Genomic DNA, 20851 nt, shown 5'->3' on the forward strand with positions numbered 1-20851 from the left:
GTGTAAGTTGATTGGAACGTAGGGATGCTCGCTTTCCTTGGGGCGTGAGCTGAGCCTCCTCGTCTCAAAGGCTCCTGTGGGGTCTCAGCCTTCCCGCATCTCCCACAGGAACCTGACATCCTTCCGTTCCAATCAACTTCTGTCTTTTAAATTACATAACCTAAAAGAACCAATCTTTAAAAAAGAGCCTTTTTTTGATTAGATTCGGATAATTTCACAAATAATTGGATAGGTAAATATTGCCATTCCGAAATTATTTCTCCAATGCCTGTCGGGGATAAGCAGGTTACTTTCGCATTTCTTATTATTTTACAAAAATTGAAAGCGCTTATCCATTGAACAAATTTACTTAATCATGTAAGATGTGATTGTGAAGTTTTTTTATTTTTTGGGGAGAAAGAAAAACTAGCTCATGATTAGATAAATTACTAGGTTGCTAGTTTCATTTTGAGAGGGGGATTTTTACAATGGTAGTACCATACAAACACGAACCATTTACAAATTATGGTTCACAAGAAAATCAAGACTTATATAAAGCTGGATTAGAAACAGTATCATCTTACTTAGGTGAAAAGTACCCATTAATCATTGGTGGAGAGCGTATTTTCACAGAAGACCAAATTGTTTCTGTAAATCCATCAAATCATAAAGAAGTAATTGGATCAGTTTCAAAAGCTAGCCGTGAGTTAGCTGAAAAAGCAATGCAAGTTGCTGATACTACATTCAATACTTGGAAGAAAGTAAAAGCAGAAGTACGTGCTGATATTTTATTCCGAGCTGCTGCTATTATTCGTCGCCGTAAAGAAGAATTCTCTGCTCTTTTAACAAAAGAAGCTGGTAAACCTTGGAATGAAGCAGATGCTGATACTGCTGAAGCTATCGACTTTTTAGAGTTTTATGCTCGCCAAATGCTATCTTTAAAAGATGGTATTAAAGTTGAAAGCCGTCCAGGTGAATATAATCGTTTCAACTACATTCCATTAGGTGTTGGTGTTGTTATTTCACCATGGAACTTCCCGTTTGCTATTATGGCTGGTACAACTGTAGCTGCTGTAGTTACTGGTAACACAGTACTATTAAAACCTGCAAGTACAACTCCTGTAGTTGCTTATAAATTTATCGAAGTATTAGAAGAAGCTGGATTACCTGCTGGCGTAGTAAACTTCGTTCCAGGAAGTGGAGCTGAAGTTGGAGATTACTTAGTTGATCATCCACGTACACGCTTCATCAGCTTTACAGGTTCAAAAGATGTAGGTCTTCGTATTTACGAACGTGCTTCTAAAGTAAATCCTGGTCAAATTTGGTTAAAACGTGTAATCGCTGAAATGGGCGGTAAAGATACAATCGTTGTAGATAAAGAAGCTGATTTAGAATTAGCTGCTAAATCAATCGTTGCATCAGCATTCGGTTTCTCTGGTCAAAAATGTTCTGCATGTTCTCGTGCAGTAATCCACCAAGATGTATATGACCAAGTGTTAGCTCGTTCAATTGAATTAACAAACGAATTAACTATAGGTAACCCTGAAGAACGCACTATTAACATGGGTCCTGTAAATGACCAAGCTGCATTTAACAAAGTAATGAGCTATGTGGCAATTGGTAGAGAAGAAGGACGCGTTGTTACTGGTGGAGAAGGAGACGACTCTACAGGCTGGTTCATTAAACCAACAATCGTTGCTGATGTAGCTGAAGATGCTCGCTTAATGAAAGAAGAAATCTTCGGACCAGTTGTTGCATTCTGTAAAGCAAATGACTTCGATCATGCTCTTGAAATTGCAAACAACACTGAGTACGGTTTAACTGGAGCAGTTATTACAAATAACCGTGCAAATATTGAAAAAGCACGTGAAGAATTCCACGTTGGTAACCTTTACTTCAACCGTGGATGTACTGGTGCAATCGTTGGATACCAACCATTTGGTGGATTCAACATGTCAGGTACAGATTCTAAAGCTGGTGGCCCTGACTACTTAGTACTTCACATGCAAGGTAAAACAACATCTGAAATGTTATAAGATTAAGAGTAAAGGCTCTTCCATTTGGAAGAGTCTTTTTTTATACTAAGATAAAAAAGGTGGCGAAATGAATATGAGTATATTAAGAAAAATTATTGACTTAACAGAATCGATTCCTCTTGGCGAAAGGGACGACTGGGATCAATACTTTTTAGGACAGGCTTATATTACTTCGTTACGTTCTACTTGTGGTAGTCGCCGGGTAGGTGCAGTGATCGTAAGTAATAATCGAATCATTGCGTCCGGTTATAATGGTTATCCAAAAGGAGCAAAGCATTGTATTGAAGGTGGATGCCCACGTTTTGTTGCTCGCCAAGAAGGTTTGATCGAAAGTGGAAAGTATTCGGAAGACTATCCATGTGATGCGTTTCATGCGGAGGAAAATGCCATTTATCAGCTAGTTCAATCTGGTATCCAAAAAACAAAAGAAGATGAATGGATAATGTATTGTACAACTGCACCATGTAGAGCATGCGCAAAAATGATTAATGGAGCGGGAATTACTCGCGTTGTTTACTTTGAAGGATATCCAGATACTTATTCGATCAATTATTTTGAACAGTATAATGTTAAGTTGGAAAAAATTGAGTGTTAAATAAGTTAAGAATTCAAACAAACGTTTGAATGAAATTGGTGTCGCTAGTGTCGCAAAGTTCTATTTAATTTCAGTGAAAATTAGGGTCCGCAACATGTAATTAAAAAATTGTTGCTTTGAGATTTTTAATTATAAAGATAGAAGTTGATTACAATGGAAGGTGCGAGACTCCTGTGGGAATAGCGGTAAGGCAGAGACCCCACAGGCTTGCCGAGGAGGCTCAGCTCACGCCCCACGGAAAGGGAGCAACCTGGAGTTGTAATCAACCAACGCATTCTAAAATAGCAACAATGTATATATTAATAAAGTATTTTTTTATAGGTACACTTAGTATTGTTGCCGATATGCCTTGAAATTTGGTATTATCAGTATATTGTATGATGTGCGAAATAATATGGAGGTGCAAGTTAATGTCAAAGATTACAATGGATGAAGTAAAGCACGTTGCTCATTTAGCACGTTTAGCAGTTACTGAAGAAGAAGCGGAGAAGTTTGCAAAACAGTTAGGCGCAATTATTGAATTTGCTGAGGAATTAAATGAATTAGATACAACGAATGTAAAACCAACTACGCATGTCTTAAAAATGCGTAATATTATGCGTGAAGACAAGCCGGCTAAAGGTTTACCTTTAGAAGACGTACTAAAAAATGCGCCAGACCATCAAGATGGCCAAATTAAAGTGCCAACAATTTTAGAATAAGGGAGGGAATACGTCATGTCATTATTTGAATATACGGTTTCAGGATTACATAGTAAGCTAAAAAATAAAGAAATCAAAGTTGAAGAATTAGTAAATGAATCATTTGATCGTATTTCTTCTGTTGATGGAGAAGTAAAATCATTTTTAACGCTAAATGAAGAGCAAGCGCATTTGCAAGCGAAGGCTTTAGATGAAAAACCTTGGGATGAGTCTCGCGGTTTATTAGCAGGTATGCCAATTGGTGTGAAAGATAATATCGTAACTAAAGGTTTACGTACAACTTGTGCGAGTAAAATTTTAGAAAACTTTGACCCAATTTATAATGCAACAGTTGTAAATAAATTAGCGCAAGCTGAAGCAATTACAATTGGTAAATTAAACATGGATGAGTTTGCAATGGGATCTTCTAATGAAAATTCTGCATTTGGCGGAACTCGCAATCCCTGGAATACTGATTACGTGCCAGGAGGAAGTAGTGGTGGTTCAGCAGCATCAGTTGCAGCTGGAGAAGTATTATTTTCTTTAGGATCTGATACTGGTGGTTCTATTCGTCAACCAGCATCATTCTGTGGCGTAGTTGGATTAAAACCTACATATGGCCGTGTTTCACGTTTTGGATTAGTTGCATTTGCATCATCCCTTGATCAAATTGGTCCAATCACACGTAATGTAGAAGACAATGCGTTATTATTAGAAGCAATTTCAGGATTAGATGCAAGTGATTCTACTTCTGCAAACGTAGAAGTACCTTCATTTATAAAAGCATTAACTGGAGATGTTAAAGGTTTACGTATTGCTGTTCCAAAAGAATACTTAGGTGAAGGTGTTGGCGAAGCGGCTCGTGCATCTGTAATGGCAGCGTTAAAATTACTAGAAAGCCTTGGAGCAACTTGGGAAGAAGTAACGTTACCACATTCTAAATATGCATTAGCAACTTACTATTTATTAGCATCATCTGAAGCTTCAGCTAACTTAGCTCGTTTCGATGGTATTCGCTATGGTCACCGTTCTGACAATGCAGAAAACCTTGTAGATTTATATAAACAATCAAGAAGCGAAGGCTTTGGTGATGAAGTAAAACGTCGTATTATGCTTGGAACTTATGCATTAAGTTCAGGTTACTATGATGCGTATTATAAAAAAGCACAACAAGCTCGTACGTTAATTAAAGAAGACTTCGAAAAAGTTTTCGAAAACTATGATGTAATTATTGGACCTACAACTCCAACACCTGCTTTCAAAGTAGGAGAGAAGTCTAGTGATCCATTAACAATGTATGCAAATGATATTTTAACAATTCCGGTTAACCTTGCAGGTGTTCCAGCGATTTCAGTTCCATGTGGTTTCCATGAAGGTTTACCACTAGGATTACAAATCATTGGTAAACATTTTGATGAGTCTACAATTTACCGTGTTGCACATGCATACGAGCAAGCAACTGATTTTACAAAACAAAGACCACAACTGTAAGGAGGCGCGGAAAAGATGAACTTTGAAACGATTATCGGTTTAGAGGTACACGTTGAATTAAAAACAAAATCAAAAATCTTCTCACCAAGCCCAAATGAGTTTGGTGCAGAACCGAATACAAACACTGGTGTAATTGACCTTGGTTATCCTGGGGTATTACCAGTTTTAAATGAAGAAGCAGTTAACTTCGGAATGAAAGCTGCGATGGCATTAAACTGTCAAATCGCAACCGAAACAAAATTTGATCGTAAAAACTACTTTTATCCTGATAACCCAAAAGCTTATCAAATCTCTCAATTTGATAAACCAATCGGTGAGCATGGGTGGATTGAAATTGAAGTAGATGGCAAAAAGAAACGTATCGGTATTACACGTGTTCACTTAGAAGAAGATGCTGGTAAGCTGAACCATACAGACCAAGGCTATTCTTTAGTTGACTTTAACCGTCAAGGTACACCGTTAATCGAGATCGTATCTGAGCCAGACATTCGTACACCTGAAGAAGCATATGCTTACTTAGAAAAATTAAAATCAATTATTCAATATACTGGGGTTTCTGACGTGAAAATGGAAGAAGGATCATTACGTTGTGATGCAAACATTTCATTACGTCCATTTGGCCAAGAAGAATTTGGAACAAAAGCAGAGTTAAAGAACTTAAACTCATTTGCTTATGTTCAAAAGGGTCTTGAGCACGAACAAGTTCGCCAAGAAAAAGTATTATTATCTGGTGGTATGATTCAACAAGAAACACGTCGTTATGATGAAGCAACAAAAACAACGATTCTAATGCGTGTTAAAGAAGGATCTGATGATTACAGATACTTCCCAGAGCCAGATTTAGTAGAGCTTTATATTGATGATGAGTGGAAAGAACGCGTTCGTCAAAGCATTCCTGAGCTTCCAGATGCCCGTAAAAAACGTTATGTTGAAGAGTTAGGCTTACCTGCCTATGATGCAATGGTTCTAACATTAACAAAAGAAATGTCTGATTTCTTCGAAGCAACAATCAAAAATGATGCAGATGCAAAATTAACTTCAAACTGGTTAATGGGTGGAGTATCAGAATACTTAAATAAACATCAAAAAGAATTACATGAAGTAGCGTTAACTCCAGAAAACTTAGCGAGCATGATTAAGCTAATTGCAGATGGAACGATTTCATCTAAAATTGCGAAAAAAGTGTTCACTGAGCTAGTTGAAAAAGGTGGAGACGCAAACGAAATTGTAAAAGCGCAAGGACTAGTACAAATTTCTGACGAAGGCACTCTTCGGACAATTGTCAATGAAACTCTTGACGCAAATCCACAATCCATTGAAGACTTTAAAAATGGTAAAGACCGTGCAATCGGCTTCCTTGTTGGTCAAATGATGAAAGCAACAAAAGGCCAAGCAAACCCACCATTACTAAATAAGATCTTAATGGAAGAAATCCAAAAAAGATAGAATAGAAAAGCGGAAGAGCCCCGGTTGTCTCCGAAAGGCGTTGGAGCAACTACCGAGAGAAGGGATGATCTAACCCTTCACTCGGTGGTTGTGAAACGTCCGAAGAGGTAGCCCATGAAGCTAGACAGATAGAAAAGCGGAAGAGTTTATCTCCGTTATCCATTAAAATTAAAAAAGCGTGCTCTTTATAGGGAGCACGCTTTTTTGTCATATAAAGAATATTTTAAAGTCATAATTTAAAGTTTATTAAATAAATGAAACCACGTATATACAGCTATTGTTGATCCAAGAATAGGTGCAACAATTGGAACCCAAGCATATCCCCAATGAGAGCTTCCTTTTCCTTTAATTGGCAGAATTGCATGTGCTAAACGTGGCATAAAATCACGAGCAGGATTTAAAGCTGGACCAGTTGGCCCGCCTACTGATAAGACGATTCCCCAAACTAAAAAACCAATTGCAATGTGAGCAATCAATCCAGTAGCACCATCTGCATTTTTCATAAAAGGTGAGTGGGTAATTCCTAATGCACCAAACACTAAGATGAATGTACCAATCAATTCTGTGATAAATGCATTTATATAGTTTTTTTTATAAGAAGGGACAGAACCGAAACAGCTAAAAACATCAATTTTATCGTCAGTTTCATCCATAAATGGTTTATACATTGCCCAAACTAATATAGCACCTATAAAAGCTCCTATAAGCTGGGCGATAACGTATGGCCCAACATCACTCCAAGGAAACTGACCGTTTAAGGCAAGCCCAATTGTGAAAGCTGGATTAATATGATTTCCGCAAATCCAACCAAAAATAGCAGCGGGAATCATTACAGCAAATCCCCAGCCCGTAGCAATTCCCATCCAACCAGTCTTGTATCCTTTTGCTCCTTTTAAATGGACATTGGCAACAACTCCATTTCCAAGAGTAACCATCAAAGCTGTGGCAAATACTTCTGCTATATATTTTGTCATCATGGCTACAATAACCCTCCATTAATACTATTATCTTTCTCAAAATACGTGGAAAGTATAACATAGTATATTAGAAGGAATTGGTCCTAAATATGACAAATTTATTAAATGGGGAAAATTGTCAAACAATTTACTATAAAAAAATTTTAATATAAGATATGATGATAGAGGATATTAAATAAAAATAGTAGGATGGTTAAAGATGAAACGTGCTAGAATAATCTACAACCCTACTTCTGGTCGTGAAATTTTTAAAAGGAAATTGCCAGAAGTGTTGCAGAAGTTTGAGCAAGCTGGTTATGAAACATCCTGTCATGCTACAACAGGAGCTGGAGATGCCACAATTGCTGCTAGAGAAGCATGTAAACGAAAATATGATATAGTTGTTGCTTGTGGTGGAGATGGAACGTTAAATGAAGTCATTAGTGGATTAGCTGAACAGGAATATAGACCAAAGCTTGGTTTAATTCCAGTTGGTACGACCAATGATTTTGCTCGAGCTATTGGTGTAAATACCACTATAATGGATGCTGTTGAAGTCATTGTGAATGGAAATACTGTACCATTGGATATTGGTTACGTAAATGGAAAATATTTTGTTAATATTTTAGCAGCTGGAAAAATTACAGAGCTAACCTATGAGGTTCCAAGTAAGCTAAAAACTGTTCTTGGACAATTAGCATACTATTTAAAAGGCTTTGAATTACTTCCTCGTGTTAAACCAACATATGTCACAATTGAATATGATGGGAAAATATTTGAAGGGGAGATCATGCTTTTCCTTCTATCAAACACAAACTCTGTTGGTGGATTTGAAATGATTGCTCCAGAGGCTAGTATTAACGATGGCCAGTTTGACTTACTTGTGTTAAAAAAATCAAATATTGCTGAAATTATTCAGGTCTGTGCACAGCTATTACGCGGTAAACATGTGCATAATGATCAAGTACTTTATACGCGTGCTAGTCACTTGAAAATTTCTTCAAATGAAAAACTACTTTTGAATATTGATGGCGAATATGGTGGAGACACACCATGTACCGTTGAAATGCTTTACCACCATTTAGAAATTTTTGTACCATAATTTAAAAGAAAAAAAGTTATGACCTCTTGCTTTGCAAGGGGTTTACTTATTGTTAATAGCTAATAGTCTCAAATTTATTAATCTCAACCCATCTAATGAACTAATTAAATTGGGAATACTAAAAAAAATATACTCTTTTTTTAAAGATTGTTACTTTTAGGTTTTATAAATTAAAAGACAGAAGTTGATTGGAATGGAAGGTTGCTCGACTCCTGTGGGAGATGCGGGAAGGCTGAGACCCCGCAGGAGCGATAGCGACGAGGAGGCTCAGCTCACGCCCCTAGGAAAGCGAGCATCCTGGAATGGAAATCAACTTACATATACTAAAATAACAACGCTAAGAAATACTAAGAGATTTTCAATAAAGAATAATGGTTTCAATCTACTTATTAAGGTAATATAGAAGATGCTTTATCTATTAACTAATTATAGATTAGCTCTATTAAAAAATAATGAAAATAAACTTAAAAATCTATGTTATTTTGTAAAGTTTTGTAAAGGTTTAGTGTTAGAAAGGAAGGTAAGGGACTTGTCGAAAAGAGTGTTACCTGTTGAAAAAAATGATTTTGTAGATGTTGAGTTTGTTGATTTAACTCATGAGGGCCATGGCGTTGCAAAAATTGATGGATATCCAATTTTTGTTCCAAATGGTTTACCAGGCGAAAAGGCTAAAATAAAAGTAATAAAAGTTAGTAAAGGGTTCGGATTTGGAAAATTAATCGAGCTTTATGAAGAAAGTTCTGTCAGAGTGGATCCTATTTGTTCAATTTATCATCAATGTGGAGGATGCCAGTTACAGCACATGAGCTATGAAGGGCAACTTCAAGCAAAATTTAATCAAGTTTCAGAAGTGATGAAACGAATTGGAAAACTTGAGAATGTAACAATTCATCCTGTTCTTGGTATGAGCGATCCTTGGAACTATCGAAACAAAGCCCAAGTTCCAGTTGGAGAACGTGAAGGTGGACTAGTTGTTGGCTTTTATCAAAAAAGTAGCCATGACATTATTCCAATGGAAGAATGTTTTATTCAAGGGAAAGAAAATGATGCTTTAGTTCAAGGCATAAAGGATATTTGCCAAGAGCTTCGAATTCAGCCATATGATGAAAGTGAGCATAAAGGTATTTTAAGACATATCATGTCTAGATATGGTCATTATACTAGTGAATCAATGCTTGTGATTGTTACGAAAAAAGCTAACTTCCCACAAAAGGAAGAGTTGGTAAAACGAATTGTTGAGAAATATCCTACTATTACAAGTATCATTCAGAACGTAAATAATGAAAAAACAAATGTCATTTTAGGTAATCAAACGTTTGTTTTACATGGTAGTGAAACGATTAAAGATAAAATCGGTGATATTACATTTGAAATTTCATCTCGTTCATTTTATCAAGTTAATCCAGTTCAAACAAAGGTTCTTTATGATAAAGCTTTAGAGTATGCAAATTTGAACGGAAACGAAACAGTTATTGATGCTTATTGCGGAATAGGATCTATTTCTCTATTTTTAGCTCAAAAGGCAAAAATGGTTTATGGAGTAGAAATTGTACCTGAAGCAATTGAAGACGCAAAACGAAACGCAGCTTTAAACAATATGACAAATGTTGAATTTGAAGTTGGAAAAGCTGAAGAAGTTATTCCAAATTGGTATAAACAAGGGATTAAGTCAGATGTATTAGTTGTCGATCCTCCGCGTAAAGGCTGCGATGAAATGTTATTACAAACAATCATTGCAATGAAGCCTAAAAAAGTAGTTTATGTTTCATGTAATCCTTCAACACTAGCTCGTGATTTACGAATTTTAGAAGATGGTGGATACAAAACGACAGAAATACAACCAGTGGATATGTTCCCACATACTTCGCATTGCGAAGCTGTTGCTAAAATTGAATTGAAGGATAACTAAAATAGTATTTTTATGAGAAATGGGAGGAATCCTATTTCTCTTTTTTTAGGGCTAAGAATATAGTAAGAATAAACTTATTCATTAAACTAGCAGTTTAATAAGAAATGATATAATTTATATACAAGACCATTCTAAAGGAGCGTTTTATCATGAGTGATTGCTGTAAATCAAATGACTTGAGTTCTGAAACGAGTAAATTAGAAGTCTGTCCATCATGTAATGTAGATGGTAAAAAAGTAAAAATAATTACACTAAAATCATTGTTAAAACCAATGGCATTGAATTCTCTTAACGCAAATTTAGACCATTATTTTTGTTCAACGTCTAATTGTGAAGTCGTCTATTTTGATTCGGAAAAGAAATCATACTTTAAATCGGATATTAAGGTTCAAGTTTTCCAAAAAGATTCTTCACTTGATGTGCCTGTATGCTATTGTTTTGATTGGACAAAAGGAAAACTTCAACAATCTGTTCAGAACGAATTAGCATCTCAACCAGTTGAACAGATTCGAAAAAACATAAAAGCCAATCGATGTGGTTGTGAAGTTAATAATCCTCAAGGTAGTTGCTGTTTGGCAAATGTCACAACGTTTATTGATCAATTATCATAGAGGTTAGAAGGAGATATGGAAGTGGAAGAAAATAAAGGTCTCTTAGGTGAGCAACAACCATATTGGGAAACGAATTTTTCAAATCGAGTAGAAATGTTTGGTGAATCACCAAGTGAAGCTGCTATTAAAGCAGCTGAAATATTTGAAAAACAAGGAATAAAAACCATTCTTGAATTAGGGGGTGGGCAAGGAAGAGACACGCTCTATTTTGCACAAAAAGGTTTCAAGGTATATGTGCTAGACTATACACATAGTGGCATTGAAGCAATAAAGAAAAAAGCGAAAAAACTAGGTTTATTTAATTCTGTAGAAGCACTTCAACATGATGTAAGAAATCCTCTATCCTTTGAGGATGATATGATTGAAGGGTGTTATTCGCATATGTTGTTTTGCATGGCTTTTACTTCTGAAGAAATTACATTTTTAGCCCAAGAAGTAAAAAGAGTGTTGAAACCAAATGGACTAAAAATTTATTCAGTACGAAATCTTAACGATCCTCATTATGGAACAGGTATTCATCGAGGGGGAAAAAAGGTATGAGGTCGGAGGCTTTATCGTTCATTTTTTTGACAAAAAAATGATAGAAGAATTATCAGAGTGATATAAAATCCTAGAAATTCACGAGTTTGAAGAAGGCGGAATGCCAAGAAGACTTTATCTAGTTACTCAACAAAAAGAATGATAGTGCTATTTGAAAAGGAGAAGTAAAACGACTGTCCAAAGAGTGAACAGTCGTTTAGAATTTAAAATATCAACACTTCTCCTAAAATTTATTTATTCTAGGAATGGAATTAGATTGTAGTAACAACGCGTGTTAAACCATTAATTACACCTTGATGTAATCCTTCATGCCACAAACAGAATGTTAATGCATCACGTACTGTTTCAAGCTTAAGTCCAGCAATTTCTTTTGATTGCACTAACTTCTCGTCAAGTGAATTTTGGAAAGTCTCAACAATTAATTTTCCATGTTTTTCAAGCTCTTCAGCAATTTCCTCTAAAGAAGGAGCTTCTGTCTTCCACTCACTCGGTTTTGTACCCCCTCCAAAAAATTCAAAAAACCTTGGATCTAGTTTGCTTCCTTTTCCGGATAATTGAAACATTAAACCATCATAGGCAGTTAAAATATGCCCATAGTTCCAACGTAGCGTGTTATTAAAGCCAGCTGGTTGTATGTCAGCATGCTCTTTCTTTAGTTTTTGTAAGTTGTTTAGAGTGAATCCACGAAAAAATTGAAGTTGTTCAAAGACTTTGTCCATTATTATTCCTCCGTATCCATATTCATTATTATTTCTTATGCTTCATGCCAAACACCTAGATTTTTGCCTTCTACATAATGTTTCAGGAGGTACATTAGAGTTCCCCATGTTGTATTAATCATAGCATAGGGACCATCCATCGATTCAAATCCCATATGATTAAAATTAACAATTGTAGCTCCGTTTTCATTTACACTTAGTTCGAAACGAATTTTGGTGCCTTTCCATGCTGGCATATCATGCATAGAAGTCCATTCTACTAATTTTCCTGGTTCAAGTCGATCAATATGAAATTGGAAAATTGCTCGACGATTATAAAAAGCAACCTCTGCAATGCTTCCAACTTCTGGCTCGAAATTAGCGTCTGTTGACCACCAGCCTTTAATTCCATTTGTTGTTGTAATGGCTTCAAAAACAGTCTCAGGAGTTTCGTTAATCAAAATTTGATGTGGCATGTTTATCATCTTATTTTCCTCTATTCTTCAAATGATTTTTTCAACATTATTGTCCTCGGTAGATTTAGATTAATACATAAAGATTCAATAAAATTTAATCTTTCCAAATCTTAATAAGAATCCTGTACAATAATAGTAATAAAGCATTTGCCTTTAAGTCCCTTTAAAATGGAGGATAAATCAAAATGACACTTAAAAAGATTTCACCTGAAGAATTATATGAGAAACTGAATAAACAAGAAAAGGTCGTTCTATTAGATGTAAGAGCAGAGGAAAAATATAGCGACTATCATATCGAACATTCAACTATTGAGAATCTAAATATAAATAAAAATGATATTTTTAATCTAGTGGAAAATAAGCAAGATTCAATTACTTCATTGCCAAAAGAAAATGAAATTATTGTAACTTGTACAACTGGAAATTCTGCTACAAAGTGTGCAACAATTCTTTCTGAAAGGGAATATGATGTTACTGTTTTAGATGGCGGGATTACTGCATGGAAAGAGTTTTTAAAAACAAAATAGATTATTACTATTTTTTTCATTATTGAAGCTCTACTTTTATAGGAAGTAGGGCTTCGATTATATACGAGAATGTATTGTATGAGATAACAAAAGACAGCTGAGATCAGCTGCCTTTATGTAAATATTCATCCTATTTGCTTGCAGTAAGTTCTTTTTGTAATTCTTGATTAGATTTTTGTAATTGTTGATCAAATTTTTCTAATGCAGCATTAATAGCTGATTTGTCTTTCTTTTGAATAGCAGTTTTCAATTCTTTGAAAATACCACGTTCGCCATTTTCCTTACCTTTAAATTTATCTTTGTCTTTATCATGGTCTCTACCTTCATGATTTCCAAAGATTGCATCTAATTTTTTATGTGCTTCCTCTTTTGTTATTTTGCCATCTTTTATTTGTTGTTTAATAGACATAATTTCTTGTTTATTAGCTTCGTAAACAGCTTTGTGATTTGTTTTTTCTTGTTTCTCTTCTTTTTGGAAACTACCGTGTTTGTGTAATTGACTCTCTAAATTTTTATGTGTTGTTAAATCTTGTGTAAGTTGATTTTTTAAATCAGGAGTAGCGTATTGATTAATAACATTCATAAGATCCTTCTCACGTTGCCCCTTATGATGATGTTCTGAGTTTTCATGAGTAGCTGTTGTGTTCATTTTATTGGAATGATTCATTGCTGCACTCCCTGCTGCAGGAGCTAATATTGATGCTGCTAAAACAGGTACAATTAAACTTGATCTAATTTTCATTTGAATTTCCTCCTATAAAATAATTATTGGTGTTACATGTAGGATTATCGTACAAGTTTCTTAACTTTTCCTTAATAGAAAAAATACACTAATCGAAAATTTTTTAATAAGAGCAGTGCTCTAAAATAGGCGTTATCTGTGAATAGAAGGGTATAATAAATTGGTAGAAGTAGACAGTATGTGGAACTACCTGTGTTTAGATCAACAAATAGTATTTTATGTACATAAACTAAGATAAAAAGAAGGGAAGGAGATATGATGACAAAAGAAATAAATGAACAAGGATGGAACTTTGATAATAGTTACGCCCGTTTACCACAAACATACTTTTCTAGCCAAAACCTTAATCTTGTCAGTTCACCGAAATTAATTATTTTTAATGAAAAGTTAGCAAAGAGTTTAGGGTTAGATATCGAGACTCTCCAAGGTGAAGATGGTGTGGCAATGCTTGCTGGTAACAAGATTCCCGAAGGTGCTTTTCCTCTTGCACAAGCCTATGCAGGGCATCAATATGGACATTTTACGAGATTAGGGGATGGCCGTGCACTGCTTCTAGGTGAACAGATCACTCCTATAGGTGAACGGTTTGATATTCAGCTCAAGGGGTCAGGTAGAACAGCATACTCTAGAGGGGGAGATGGCCGGGCTGCGCTTGGACCGATGCTTCGAGAATACATCATTAGCGAAGCCATGTACGCACTTGGAATTCCTACTACTAGAAGCCTAGCTGTAGTGATAACTGGTGAGTCAATCATTCGCGAAACTACTTTGCCTGGTGCAGTTTTGACCCGCGTGGCTGCCAGCCATATCCGCGTTGGAACATTTCAATACGTTGCAAAATGGGGGACTGCCATGGATCTTCAGGTTTTGGCTGACTACACAATTAATCGCCACTATCCACATATTGAAGCTGATGAAAATCGTTATCTTTCTTTCCTTAAAGAAGTGATCAAGCGTCAGGCTACTCTAATTGCTAAATGGCAGCTAGTTGGTTTTATCCACGGGGTGATGAACACAGATAATATGACTATTAGTGGAGAAACGATTGATTATGGCCCTTGCGCATTCATGGATACGTATGATCCGGAAACAGTATTTAGTTCAATTGATATTCATGGCCGTTATGCATATGGTAATCAGCCGTATATTGCCGGGTGGAATCTCGCAAGATTTGCTGAAACCCTATTACCACTACTACATGATGATCAAGAAATTGCTCTCGAATTAGCTCAGGCTGAGATTTCGAATTTTATTGAATTATATAAGCGTAATTGGATAGCGGGAATGAGAGCAAAACTTGGAATATTCAATGAAGAAACACAGGATGAGGCTCTTATTGAAGACCTCCTTAATATGATGAAGAAGTATGGTGCTGACTACATTAATACTTTCCGCGCATTAACTTTGGACACTACTGAGGATACGCTCTTATTTGGAAAACCTGAATTTTCTAAGTGGAATGAACAGTGGAAGGGAAGATTAGGGAGACAAGAGGAATCGAAAGACAAATCGATCCAGTTGATGCAAAGCAGCAACCCAGCAATAATCCCTAGGAACTACAGGGTAGAAGCTGCACTAGAAGCAGCGGTGGAACGAGGAGACTATTGCGTGATGGATAAGCTTCTTACGGTGCTTTCAAATCCATACGCCTACATTCCAGAACAGGATGAATACTCGGCACTTCCTCCGTCGTCAGATGGTCCTTATCGAACTTTTTGTGGTACATGATTATAGAAAAAACGTGTGGAAGAATTTTTCCGTCCATCTACGTGAGTTGACTTATAAGTATATTAAAAAAAAATGCTGCCTCGTTTCATGAGGCAGCATTTTTTTTAAAAGAATTAATGAAAAGGTATGACATCTTTCCATTAATTCTTTCGTATGAAGATATAGAAATATTTATAGTTCGAAAGTACATCTTTTATGATGAAGTATAAATAAAAAAAATCTTTTGCCGATAAAAAAAACGACATATTTCGCATTTGTCGATTAGAAATCCATAAGTTAGTGAACCAATTTTACTAATTATTTAACAGAATCATAGCCTTCTGAGGAATCAATTGTCTGACATGACAGTCAACAATTCTTTAGTCAAGTTTGATTAACTTTGAAAGAATGCTTACACCATCAGATTAGAAATCTAATTCAACACCATATGGATGAAGAGAAATAGATAAATGAATTGGATGAAAATTCAGCTTGTAAAAAGGAGATCAAATAGATGCAGGAAGTAATGATTGATAAAAAAAATCGTACTAAAAAGAAAAAGAGAGTTTCTATTCGAACGAAGTTAATGGCAGGTATTGGAGCGGTTGTGTTTTTAACACTCGTTATTACATCATTAGTTTTTTATATGTATTCTAGTAATGTTTTAAAGAATAAGTATGAAAATGATAATAAACGCTTTGTTGCTACCTCAAGTAAAAATATTGAAATGTACATGTCTAAGTATGAAAAATCAATTAATGAATTGTCGTTAGAAATTGAAACAGTATTCGATGGAAATGATAAAAACCCTGCAATAACTGGATTCTTGAGAAATATAAAAGAGAATGATCCTTCAATTGCAGCTACATATTTTATTAGTGCCAAAACAGGTTATATGAATATTTATCCTTGGGTAGACTTTGGAAATGCTCTAAATACGAGAGTATTCAAGGAGACAAAAGAAAAAGATAAAATGTATTGGATGGAAGTTTATAAAGATGCGATTTCAAATAAGATGATGACATCAATTGTAATGCCAGTTAAAAAAGACGGTGAATTAATCGGTGTGCTTGGTTACGATATTAGTCTTGAAGGCATTAGTAGCATTCGAAATCAATTACAAGACGGGCTAGATGAAAAATTAATGATCTTAGACAACAAAGGAGTAGTTGTAAGTACGTTTATTCCGGATCAAATAGGAAAGAATCTCTCCCTTCAAAATAGTGGGAAAGAAAAGAATGTAGACGACTTTTTTGCTAGCCAAAAACAAATGAAAAAAGAATATGGATGGATTGATTCACTCTATACAAATCAAAAACTGACAAACAATCAATATACTTTTAATGGAGATACATACTTTGTTAATGGGCAAACATTGAAAAATACGGATTGGAAAGTAATCGCTGTAACACCTGTAGCAAGTATTTCTGCAAAATTATCAGGATTTAAATATATATCCATTTTTACTTTAATAGGTGGATTGTTACTTGGTGGAATTTTAGTTTACTTTATTTCAAGAATTATCATTAGAACTTTACGCAAATTTAGTGATGTGTCCAGAAAGACGGCTAGTGGAGATTTAACGACAATTGTAGATGTTCCTAATAATGATGAAGTAGGAGATTTAGCAAACGACTTTAATTTAATGATTACGAACGTGAATGATTTAATTAAAAAAATCGTTGAAGATTTTGGAGCAATTAATCAAACGGCAACTGGTTTAGATGAAATTGCTAAAAATAACAGCACAACCATTGTAGAAGTTACAAAATCAATTGAAGAAATTGCATCTGCAAATATGAGTCAATCTGAAGAGGTAGAGACGGGTGCAACAGCTGTCCATTCTGCAAATAACGTGATTGGACAATTGGCTACTCAAACAGAAACGATTAAAGATGTATTAAAAGATGCAACTGCCAACATGGATGCTGGAATAAAAGATGTAAACAACCTTGAAGTTACTTACCAAAAGTTAGAAGAAACAATCGAGAAAGTGGCTGCGATTGTAGAAGATTTAAATAAAAAATCAACGAGTATTTCTCAAGTAACAGAAGTGATTGCAAATATTTCAGACCAAACAAATTTACTTTCTTTAAATGCTTCAATTGAAGCGGCTAGAGCTGGTGAACATGGAAGAGGTTTTGCAGTTGTAGCTGGAGAAGTGAGAAAATTAGCTGAACAATCAAGAGAATCTGCAAAAAATATACAAGACATTATTTCTTCTATTATTGAAGATACAAATTCTGCTGTAGCTGTTATGGCAGAAACGAACACAATCAATCGCACTCAAAAAGAAGCTGTTGATCATGTGGGGCAATCGATTAAAGCATTAACAAGTGCATTAGAAGAAATTATAAATGAAGTATCTGGGTCAACTATTCTTGTTAATCGTTTAAATGAAAGTAAAGACAGTATTGGAAGCGTAATGGATGGTCTATCAGCTTCAGCTCAACAAGTTGCAGCGTCGACAGAGGAAATCTTATCTTCGATGGAAGAACAAAGCTCGTCAACCGAAGAAGTAAGTCAATATGCGATGAAACTGACGGAACTAATGAGTCATTTAGAAGTAGAATTAAAAAAATTTACAACAGACTAATACATGAAGAGGCTCCCACCAATTTTGATGGGAGCTTTTTTGTTTATTGATTAGAATCTATTACTGTTCCGTCTTTAACTAGCAACGTACGAGTCGCAACTTTGTCTGCAAATTCCATATCATGTGTAATAACAAGAATGCTCATTCCACCATCAGCAAGTCGTTTCATAATTGAAGCAACTTCACCAGTTAGCTCGGGATCAAGTGCTGCTGTAGGTTCATCAAAACAAAGAACTTTTGGCTTAAGGGCACAGGCTCTCGCAATGGCAACTCGTTGTTGTTGACCACCAGATAATTCAAAAGGATAAGCGTCAGCCTTATCTGCTAAACCAACACTCTCTAGTAATTCAGTAGCTCGCTTTTTTGCTTCTTCTTTATTCATTCCAAGTACAAGAATTGGCGCTTCAGTAATATTTTCTATTACTGTTTTATGAGGAAATAAATTATAGTTTTGGAATACTAGTCCAACATCTTTTCTTACTTTTCGAAGATCTTTTTGTGAAGTAATGATCTGTCCGTCAACTTCAATCGTTCCACTATCAAATGACTCTAGTCCATTTACGCAGCGAAGGATTGTTGTTTTTCCCGCACCAGATTGACCTAATAACGTTACAATTTCACCTTTATTTACTTCAAATGAAACGTTACCCAGTACTTGTTGTTTTCCGAAACGTTTAGTTAATGAGTTTACTTTTAGCATGTTCACACCGCCTTACTGATAATAGGAATAACGTTTTTCAATGCGTTTAAATACATTTGTTAAAATGGCTGTTAATATTAGATAGAATACACCTACTACAACAAGTGGGATGAGTGTTGCATCTGAATTTGAAGCAATTTGTGCTACTCGAAGCATATCATCAAGTCCAACAACATAAACAAGAGCTGAATCTTTAATAAGTGTAATCACTTCATTTGCCACTGGTGGTAAAATTCGTTTGATCATTTGTGGAAGAATGATTCGTTTAAATGTTTGAGCGGGTGTGAGACCTAATACTTCTGCACCCTCATATTGACCTTTATCAATAGACTGGATACCTGCTCTGAATGTTTCACCAAAATATGCCGCATAATTAAAAGTGAATGCGATGATAACAGTTGTAAATCGGTCAAATACAATTCCGATCAAAGGTAATCCAAAGAAAACAAAAATTAATTGTAAAAGCAGTGGTGTTCCTCTCATTACAAGAATATAAGATTCAATGATTACTCTTAAAGGTTTCAATTTTGATAGTCTACCAAGAGCAACCATAATCCCTAAAGGGAGAGATAACGCTAATGTAATGAAGAATACTTCTAGCGTTATCTTTAACCCATCTAACATAGATCCGATTAAAGAAATTAAATAGTCCATTTATAGCGCTCCTCTTATTTTAGTGTTCCAAACCATTTTTTATAAATTTTGTCGTACGTTCCATCTTTTTTCATTGCATCGATTTCTTTATCAATTTTTGCGCGTAATTGATTATCATCTTTTCTGACACCAACACCGTATTCTTCTTCTCCGAAATTATCTTGAAGAATTTTGTACTTAGATTCGCCTCTTTTGTTGATGTAGTAACGTGCTAATGTTTCATCCGCTACTACTGCGTCAATTCGTTTTGATTCTAAGTCCATTAAAGCTTCATTGTTATTGTCATATAAAACTGGCTTTCCACCAGAAAATGAGTTCACTAAGTTTTTATCTTTGTTAACAGCATCTAGAGAACTTGAACCATTTTGAACTCCAACACTTTTACCTTTTAAATCGCTTTTCGTTTTAATCTGTGAATTAGCAAGCGTAATGATAACTTGTCTGTTTGCTAAATAAGGCTTCGTAAAATTTACTTGTTTCTTTCTATTGGCATTTATTGAATACCCATTCCAAATCGCATCGATGTTTCCTGCTCTTAATTCTGATTCTTTCATAGACCAATCAATAGGTTGAAATGTTACTTTCATTCCTTCACGTTTAAAAACTTCATTTGCAAGATCAATATCAAAACCAACTAATTTTCCATTGCTATCTTTAAATCCCATTGGGACGAATGTATCGTCTAATCCAACAACTACTTCATTTTTATTTTTTTTGTTTGTAGAACATCCAGAAATAACTAACATTGAAATCATACACATAATAATGGCTGTAAAAAATTTTCTTTTCATTGTTCTTGCTCCTTTTTTTTAGTAGGACACTTTGTCGCCTCTGATTTGTAAGTTTTCTATTAGAACTCTAATTTCCACGGCCGTTGGAAATTAAATGATTGTTGAAACTAACCGGTTAGTTATTTTGGAAAAAATTTCTTAACAACAAAAAACTCCCGCCTCTAGCAATATGCTAGAGGACGGGAGTATATCTCACGTGGTTCCACCTCTATTTATTGATACCTCACGATACCAACCTCTTCAAGTACAGTAATCATCTTACGTATACTCTAGCACGGTAACGGGTGCAGGGATTCCGGAAACAGTCTACTACCAATACGGGTTCGGTGTTCAGCTCAGAGATGTGTTCAAAATATCGTCTTATTCCCTCGCACCAACCGGGAACTCTCTGAAAAGAACTTGATATTTTTACTATTTCTCATCATAGCTTTTAATGGAAGTGGCTGAAACCACTTCTTCTATTCATCTATTATAAAAACGTTGTTGTTTTTTTGTTGTATCAAAATCATAAAACAAAGAAAAATAAAAGTCAACACGTTGATTGAATTATATTTTATTTTCTAAAATAGTATTTTACCTGAATTAATAGTAAGATTGTAGAGCTATTTATCTACT

At 35.1% G+C, this 20851-nt stretch carries 19 protein-coding genes and 1 other annotated feature; of the genes, 12 read left to right on the forward strand and 7 right to left on the reverse strand.

Annotated elements, in window-relative coordinates; all coding sequences use genetic code 11:
• Nucleotides 1–467 precede the first annotated feature (467 nt).
• From pruA to gatB, 5 genes are all read left to right on the forward strand, one after another.
• Nucleotides 468–2015: an L-glutamate gamma-semialdehyde dehydrogenase gene (gene pruA / locus J5Y03_RS12575; RefSeq protein ID WP_209406179.1), complete on the forward strand. Its 1548-nt coding sequence runs from the start codon at nucleotides 468–470 to the stop codon at nucleotides 2013–2015.
• Between the two features lie 73 nt (nucleotides 2016–2088).
• Nucleotides 2089–2610: a deoxycytidylate deaminase gene (locus J5Y03_RS12580; RefSeq protein ID WP_209406181.1), complete on the forward strand. Its 522-nt coding sequence runs from the start codon at nucleotides 2089–2091 to the stop codon at nucleotides 2608–2610.
• 410 nt (nucleotides 2611–3020) lie between these two features.
• Nucleotides 3021–3311 carry an Asp-tRNA(Asn)/Glu-tRNA(Gln) amidotransferase subunit GatC gene (gene gatC / locus J5Y03_RS12585; RefSeq protein WP_209406183.1) on the forward strand — a complete coding sequence of 97 codons (291 nt, stop codon included), beginning with the start codon at nucleotides 3021–3023 and terminating at the stop codon, nucleotides 3309–3311.
• A 15-nt stretch (nucleotides 3312–3326) separates the two neighbouring features.
• A complete protein-coding gene (gene gatA / locus J5Y03_RS12590) occupies nucleotides 3327–4781 on the forward strand; it encodes an Asp-tRNA(Asn)/Glu-tRNA(Gln) amidotransferase subunit GatA (protein ID WP_209406185.1) in 1455 nt (484 codons plus the stop codon).
• A gap of 15 nt (nucleotides 4782–4796) precedes the next feature.
• Entirely contained in the window at nucleotides 4797–6227 is a 1431-nt protein-coding gene (gatB, locus tag J5Y03_RS12595; protein ID WP_209406187.1) for an Asp-tRNA(Asn)/Glu-tRNA(Gln) amidotransferase subunit GatB, read from the forward strand.
• Nucleotides 6228–6463: 236 nt separating this feature from the next.
• Here the strand turns inward: gatB and J5Y03_RS12600 are convergent, their stop codons facing one another.
• On the reverse strand, nucleotides 6464–7201 hold the full coding sequence (locus J5Y03_RS12600) for an MIP/aquaporin family protein (RefSeq protein ID WP_209406189.1): 738 nt from the start codon (nucleotides 7199–7201) through the stop codon (nucleotides 6464–6466).
• A gap of 202 nt (nucleotides 7202–7403) precedes the next feature.
• Between J5Y03_RS12600 and J5Y03_RS12605 the strand changes: the two genes are divergently transcribed.
• From J5Y03_RS12605 to J5Y03_RS12620, 4 genes are all read left to right on the forward strand, one after another.
• A complete protein-coding gene (locus J5Y03_RS12605) occupies nucleotides 7404–8285 on the forward strand; it encodes a diacylglycerol kinase (protein WP_209406191.1) in 882 nt (293 codons plus the stop codon).
• Nucleotides 8286–8814: 529 nt separating this feature from the next.
• Nucleotides 8815–10194: a 23S rRNA (uracil(1939)-C(5))-methyltransferase RlmD gene (rlmD, locus tag J5Y03_RS12610; protein WP_245208886.1), complete on the forward strand. Its 1380-nt coding sequence runs from the start codon at nucleotides 8815–8817 to the stop codon at nucleotides 10192–10194.
• A 149-nt stretch (nucleotides 10195–10343) separates the two neighbouring features.
• A complete protein-coding gene (locus J5Y03_RS12615; RefSeq protein ID WP_209406195.1) occupies nucleotides 10344–10805 on the forward strand; it encodes a putative iron-sulfur cluster-binding metallochaperone in 462 nt (153 codons plus the stop codon).
• 21 nt (nucleotides 10806–10826) lie between these two features.
• Nucleotides 10827–11345, forward strand: a complete 519-nt coding sequence (locus tag J5Y03_RS12620; RefSeq protein ID WP_209406197.1) for a class I SAM-dependent methyltransferase — start codon at nucleotides 10827–10829, stop codon at nucleotides 11343–11345.
• A gap of 251 nt (nucleotides 11346–11596) precedes the next feature.
• Here J5Y03_RS12620 and J5Y03_RS12625 read toward each other — a convergent pair whose 3' ends face one another.
• Both J5Y03_RS12625 and J5Y03_RS12630 read right to left on the reverse strand, forming a co-directional pair.
• Nucleotides 11597–12064, reverse strand: a complete 468-nt coding sequence (locus tag J5Y03_RS12625; protein WP_209406199.1) for a DinB family protein — start codon at nucleotides 12062–12064, stop codon at nucleotides 11597–11599.
• A gap of 35 nt (nucleotides 12065–12099) precedes the next feature.
• Nucleotides 12100–12528: an SRPBCC family protein gene (locus J5Y03_RS12630; protein WP_209406201.1), complete on the reverse strand. Its 429-nt coding sequence runs from the start codon at nucleotides 12526–12528 to the stop codon at nucleotides 12100–12102.
• A gap of 176 nt (nucleotides 12529–12704) precedes the next feature.
• Between J5Y03_RS12630 and J5Y03_RS12635 the strand changes: the two genes are divergently transcribed.
• Complete coding sequence (locus J5Y03_RS12635) at nucleotides 12705–13046, forward strand: rhodanese-like domain-containing protein (RefSeq protein ID WP_209406203.1); 342 nt, start codon at nucleotides 12705–12707, stop codon at nucleotides 13044–13046.
• A gap of 130 nt (nucleotides 13047–13176) precedes the next feature.
• On the opposite strand, the gene J5Y03_RS12640 is transcribed toward J5Y03_RS12635, so the two are convergent.
• Nucleotides 13177–13788 carry a hypothetical protein gene (locus J5Y03_RS12640; protein WP_209406205.1) on the reverse strand — a complete coding sequence of 204 codons (612 nt, stop codon included), beginning with the start codon at nucleotides 13786–13788 and terminating at the stop codon, nucleotides 13177–13179.
• Nucleotides 13789–14046: 258 nt separating this feature from the next.
• Here J5Y03_RS12640 and J5Y03_RS12645 point away from each other — a divergent pair, with 258 nt between their 5' ends.
• Together J5Y03_RS12645 and J5Y03_RS12650 are read left to right on the forward strand one after the other, a co-directional pair.
• Nucleotides 14047–15516 carry a protein adenylyltransferase SelO gene (locus J5Y03_RS12645; RefSeq protein ID WP_209406419.1) on the forward strand — a complete coding sequence of 490 codons (1470 nt, stop codon included), beginning with the start codon at nucleotides 14047–14049 and terminating at the stop codon, nucleotides 15514–15516.
• Nucleotides 15517–16009: 493 nt separating this feature from the next.
• Nucleotides 16010–18091, forward strand: a complete 2082-nt coding sequence (locus tag J5Y03_RS12650; protein WP_209406207.1) for a methyl-accepting chemotaxis protein — start codon at nucleotides 16010–16012, stop codon at nucleotides 18089–18091.
• A 43-nt stretch (nucleotides 18092–18134) separates the two neighbouring features.
• On the opposite strand, the gene J5Y03_RS12655 is transcribed toward J5Y03_RS12650, so the two are convergent.
• Genes J5Y03_RS12655 through J5Y03_RS12665 form a run of 3 tightly spaced genes read right to left on the reverse strand, consistent with a single transcriptional unit; the run spans nucleotide 18135 to nucleotide 20236 of the window.
• Entirely contained in the window at nucleotides 18135–18791 is a 657-nt protein-coding gene (locus J5Y03_RS12655) for an amino acid ABC transporter ATP-binding protein (RefSeq protein ID WP_209406209.1), read from the reverse strand.
• Nucleotides 18792–18803: 12 nt separating this feature from the next.
• On the reverse strand, nucleotides 18804–19445 hold the full coding sequence (locus J5Y03_RS12660; protein WP_209406211.1) for an amino acid ABC transporter permease: 642 nt from the start codon (nucleotides 19443–19445) through the stop codon (nucleotides 18804–18806).
• A 14-nt stretch (nucleotides 19446–19459) separates the two neighbouring features.
• Nucleotides 19460–20236, reverse strand: coding sequence for an amino acid ABC transporter substrate-binding protein (locus J5Y03_RS12665; RefSeq protein WP_209406214.1), 777 nt, complete (start codon nucleotides 20234–20236; stop codon nucleotides 19460–19462).
• A gap of 172 nt (nucleotides 20237–20408) precedes the next feature.
• Nucleotides 20409–20670, reverse strand: a binding site (T-box leader).
• Nucleotides 20671–20851: the final 181 nt, after the last annotated feature.

Origin of the sequence: Gottfriedia endophytica, from assembly GCF_017814275.1 — a bacterium.
Taxonomy (GTDB): Bacteria; Bacillota; Bacilli; order Bacillales; family Bacillaceae_G; genus Gottfriedia; species Gottfriedia endophytica.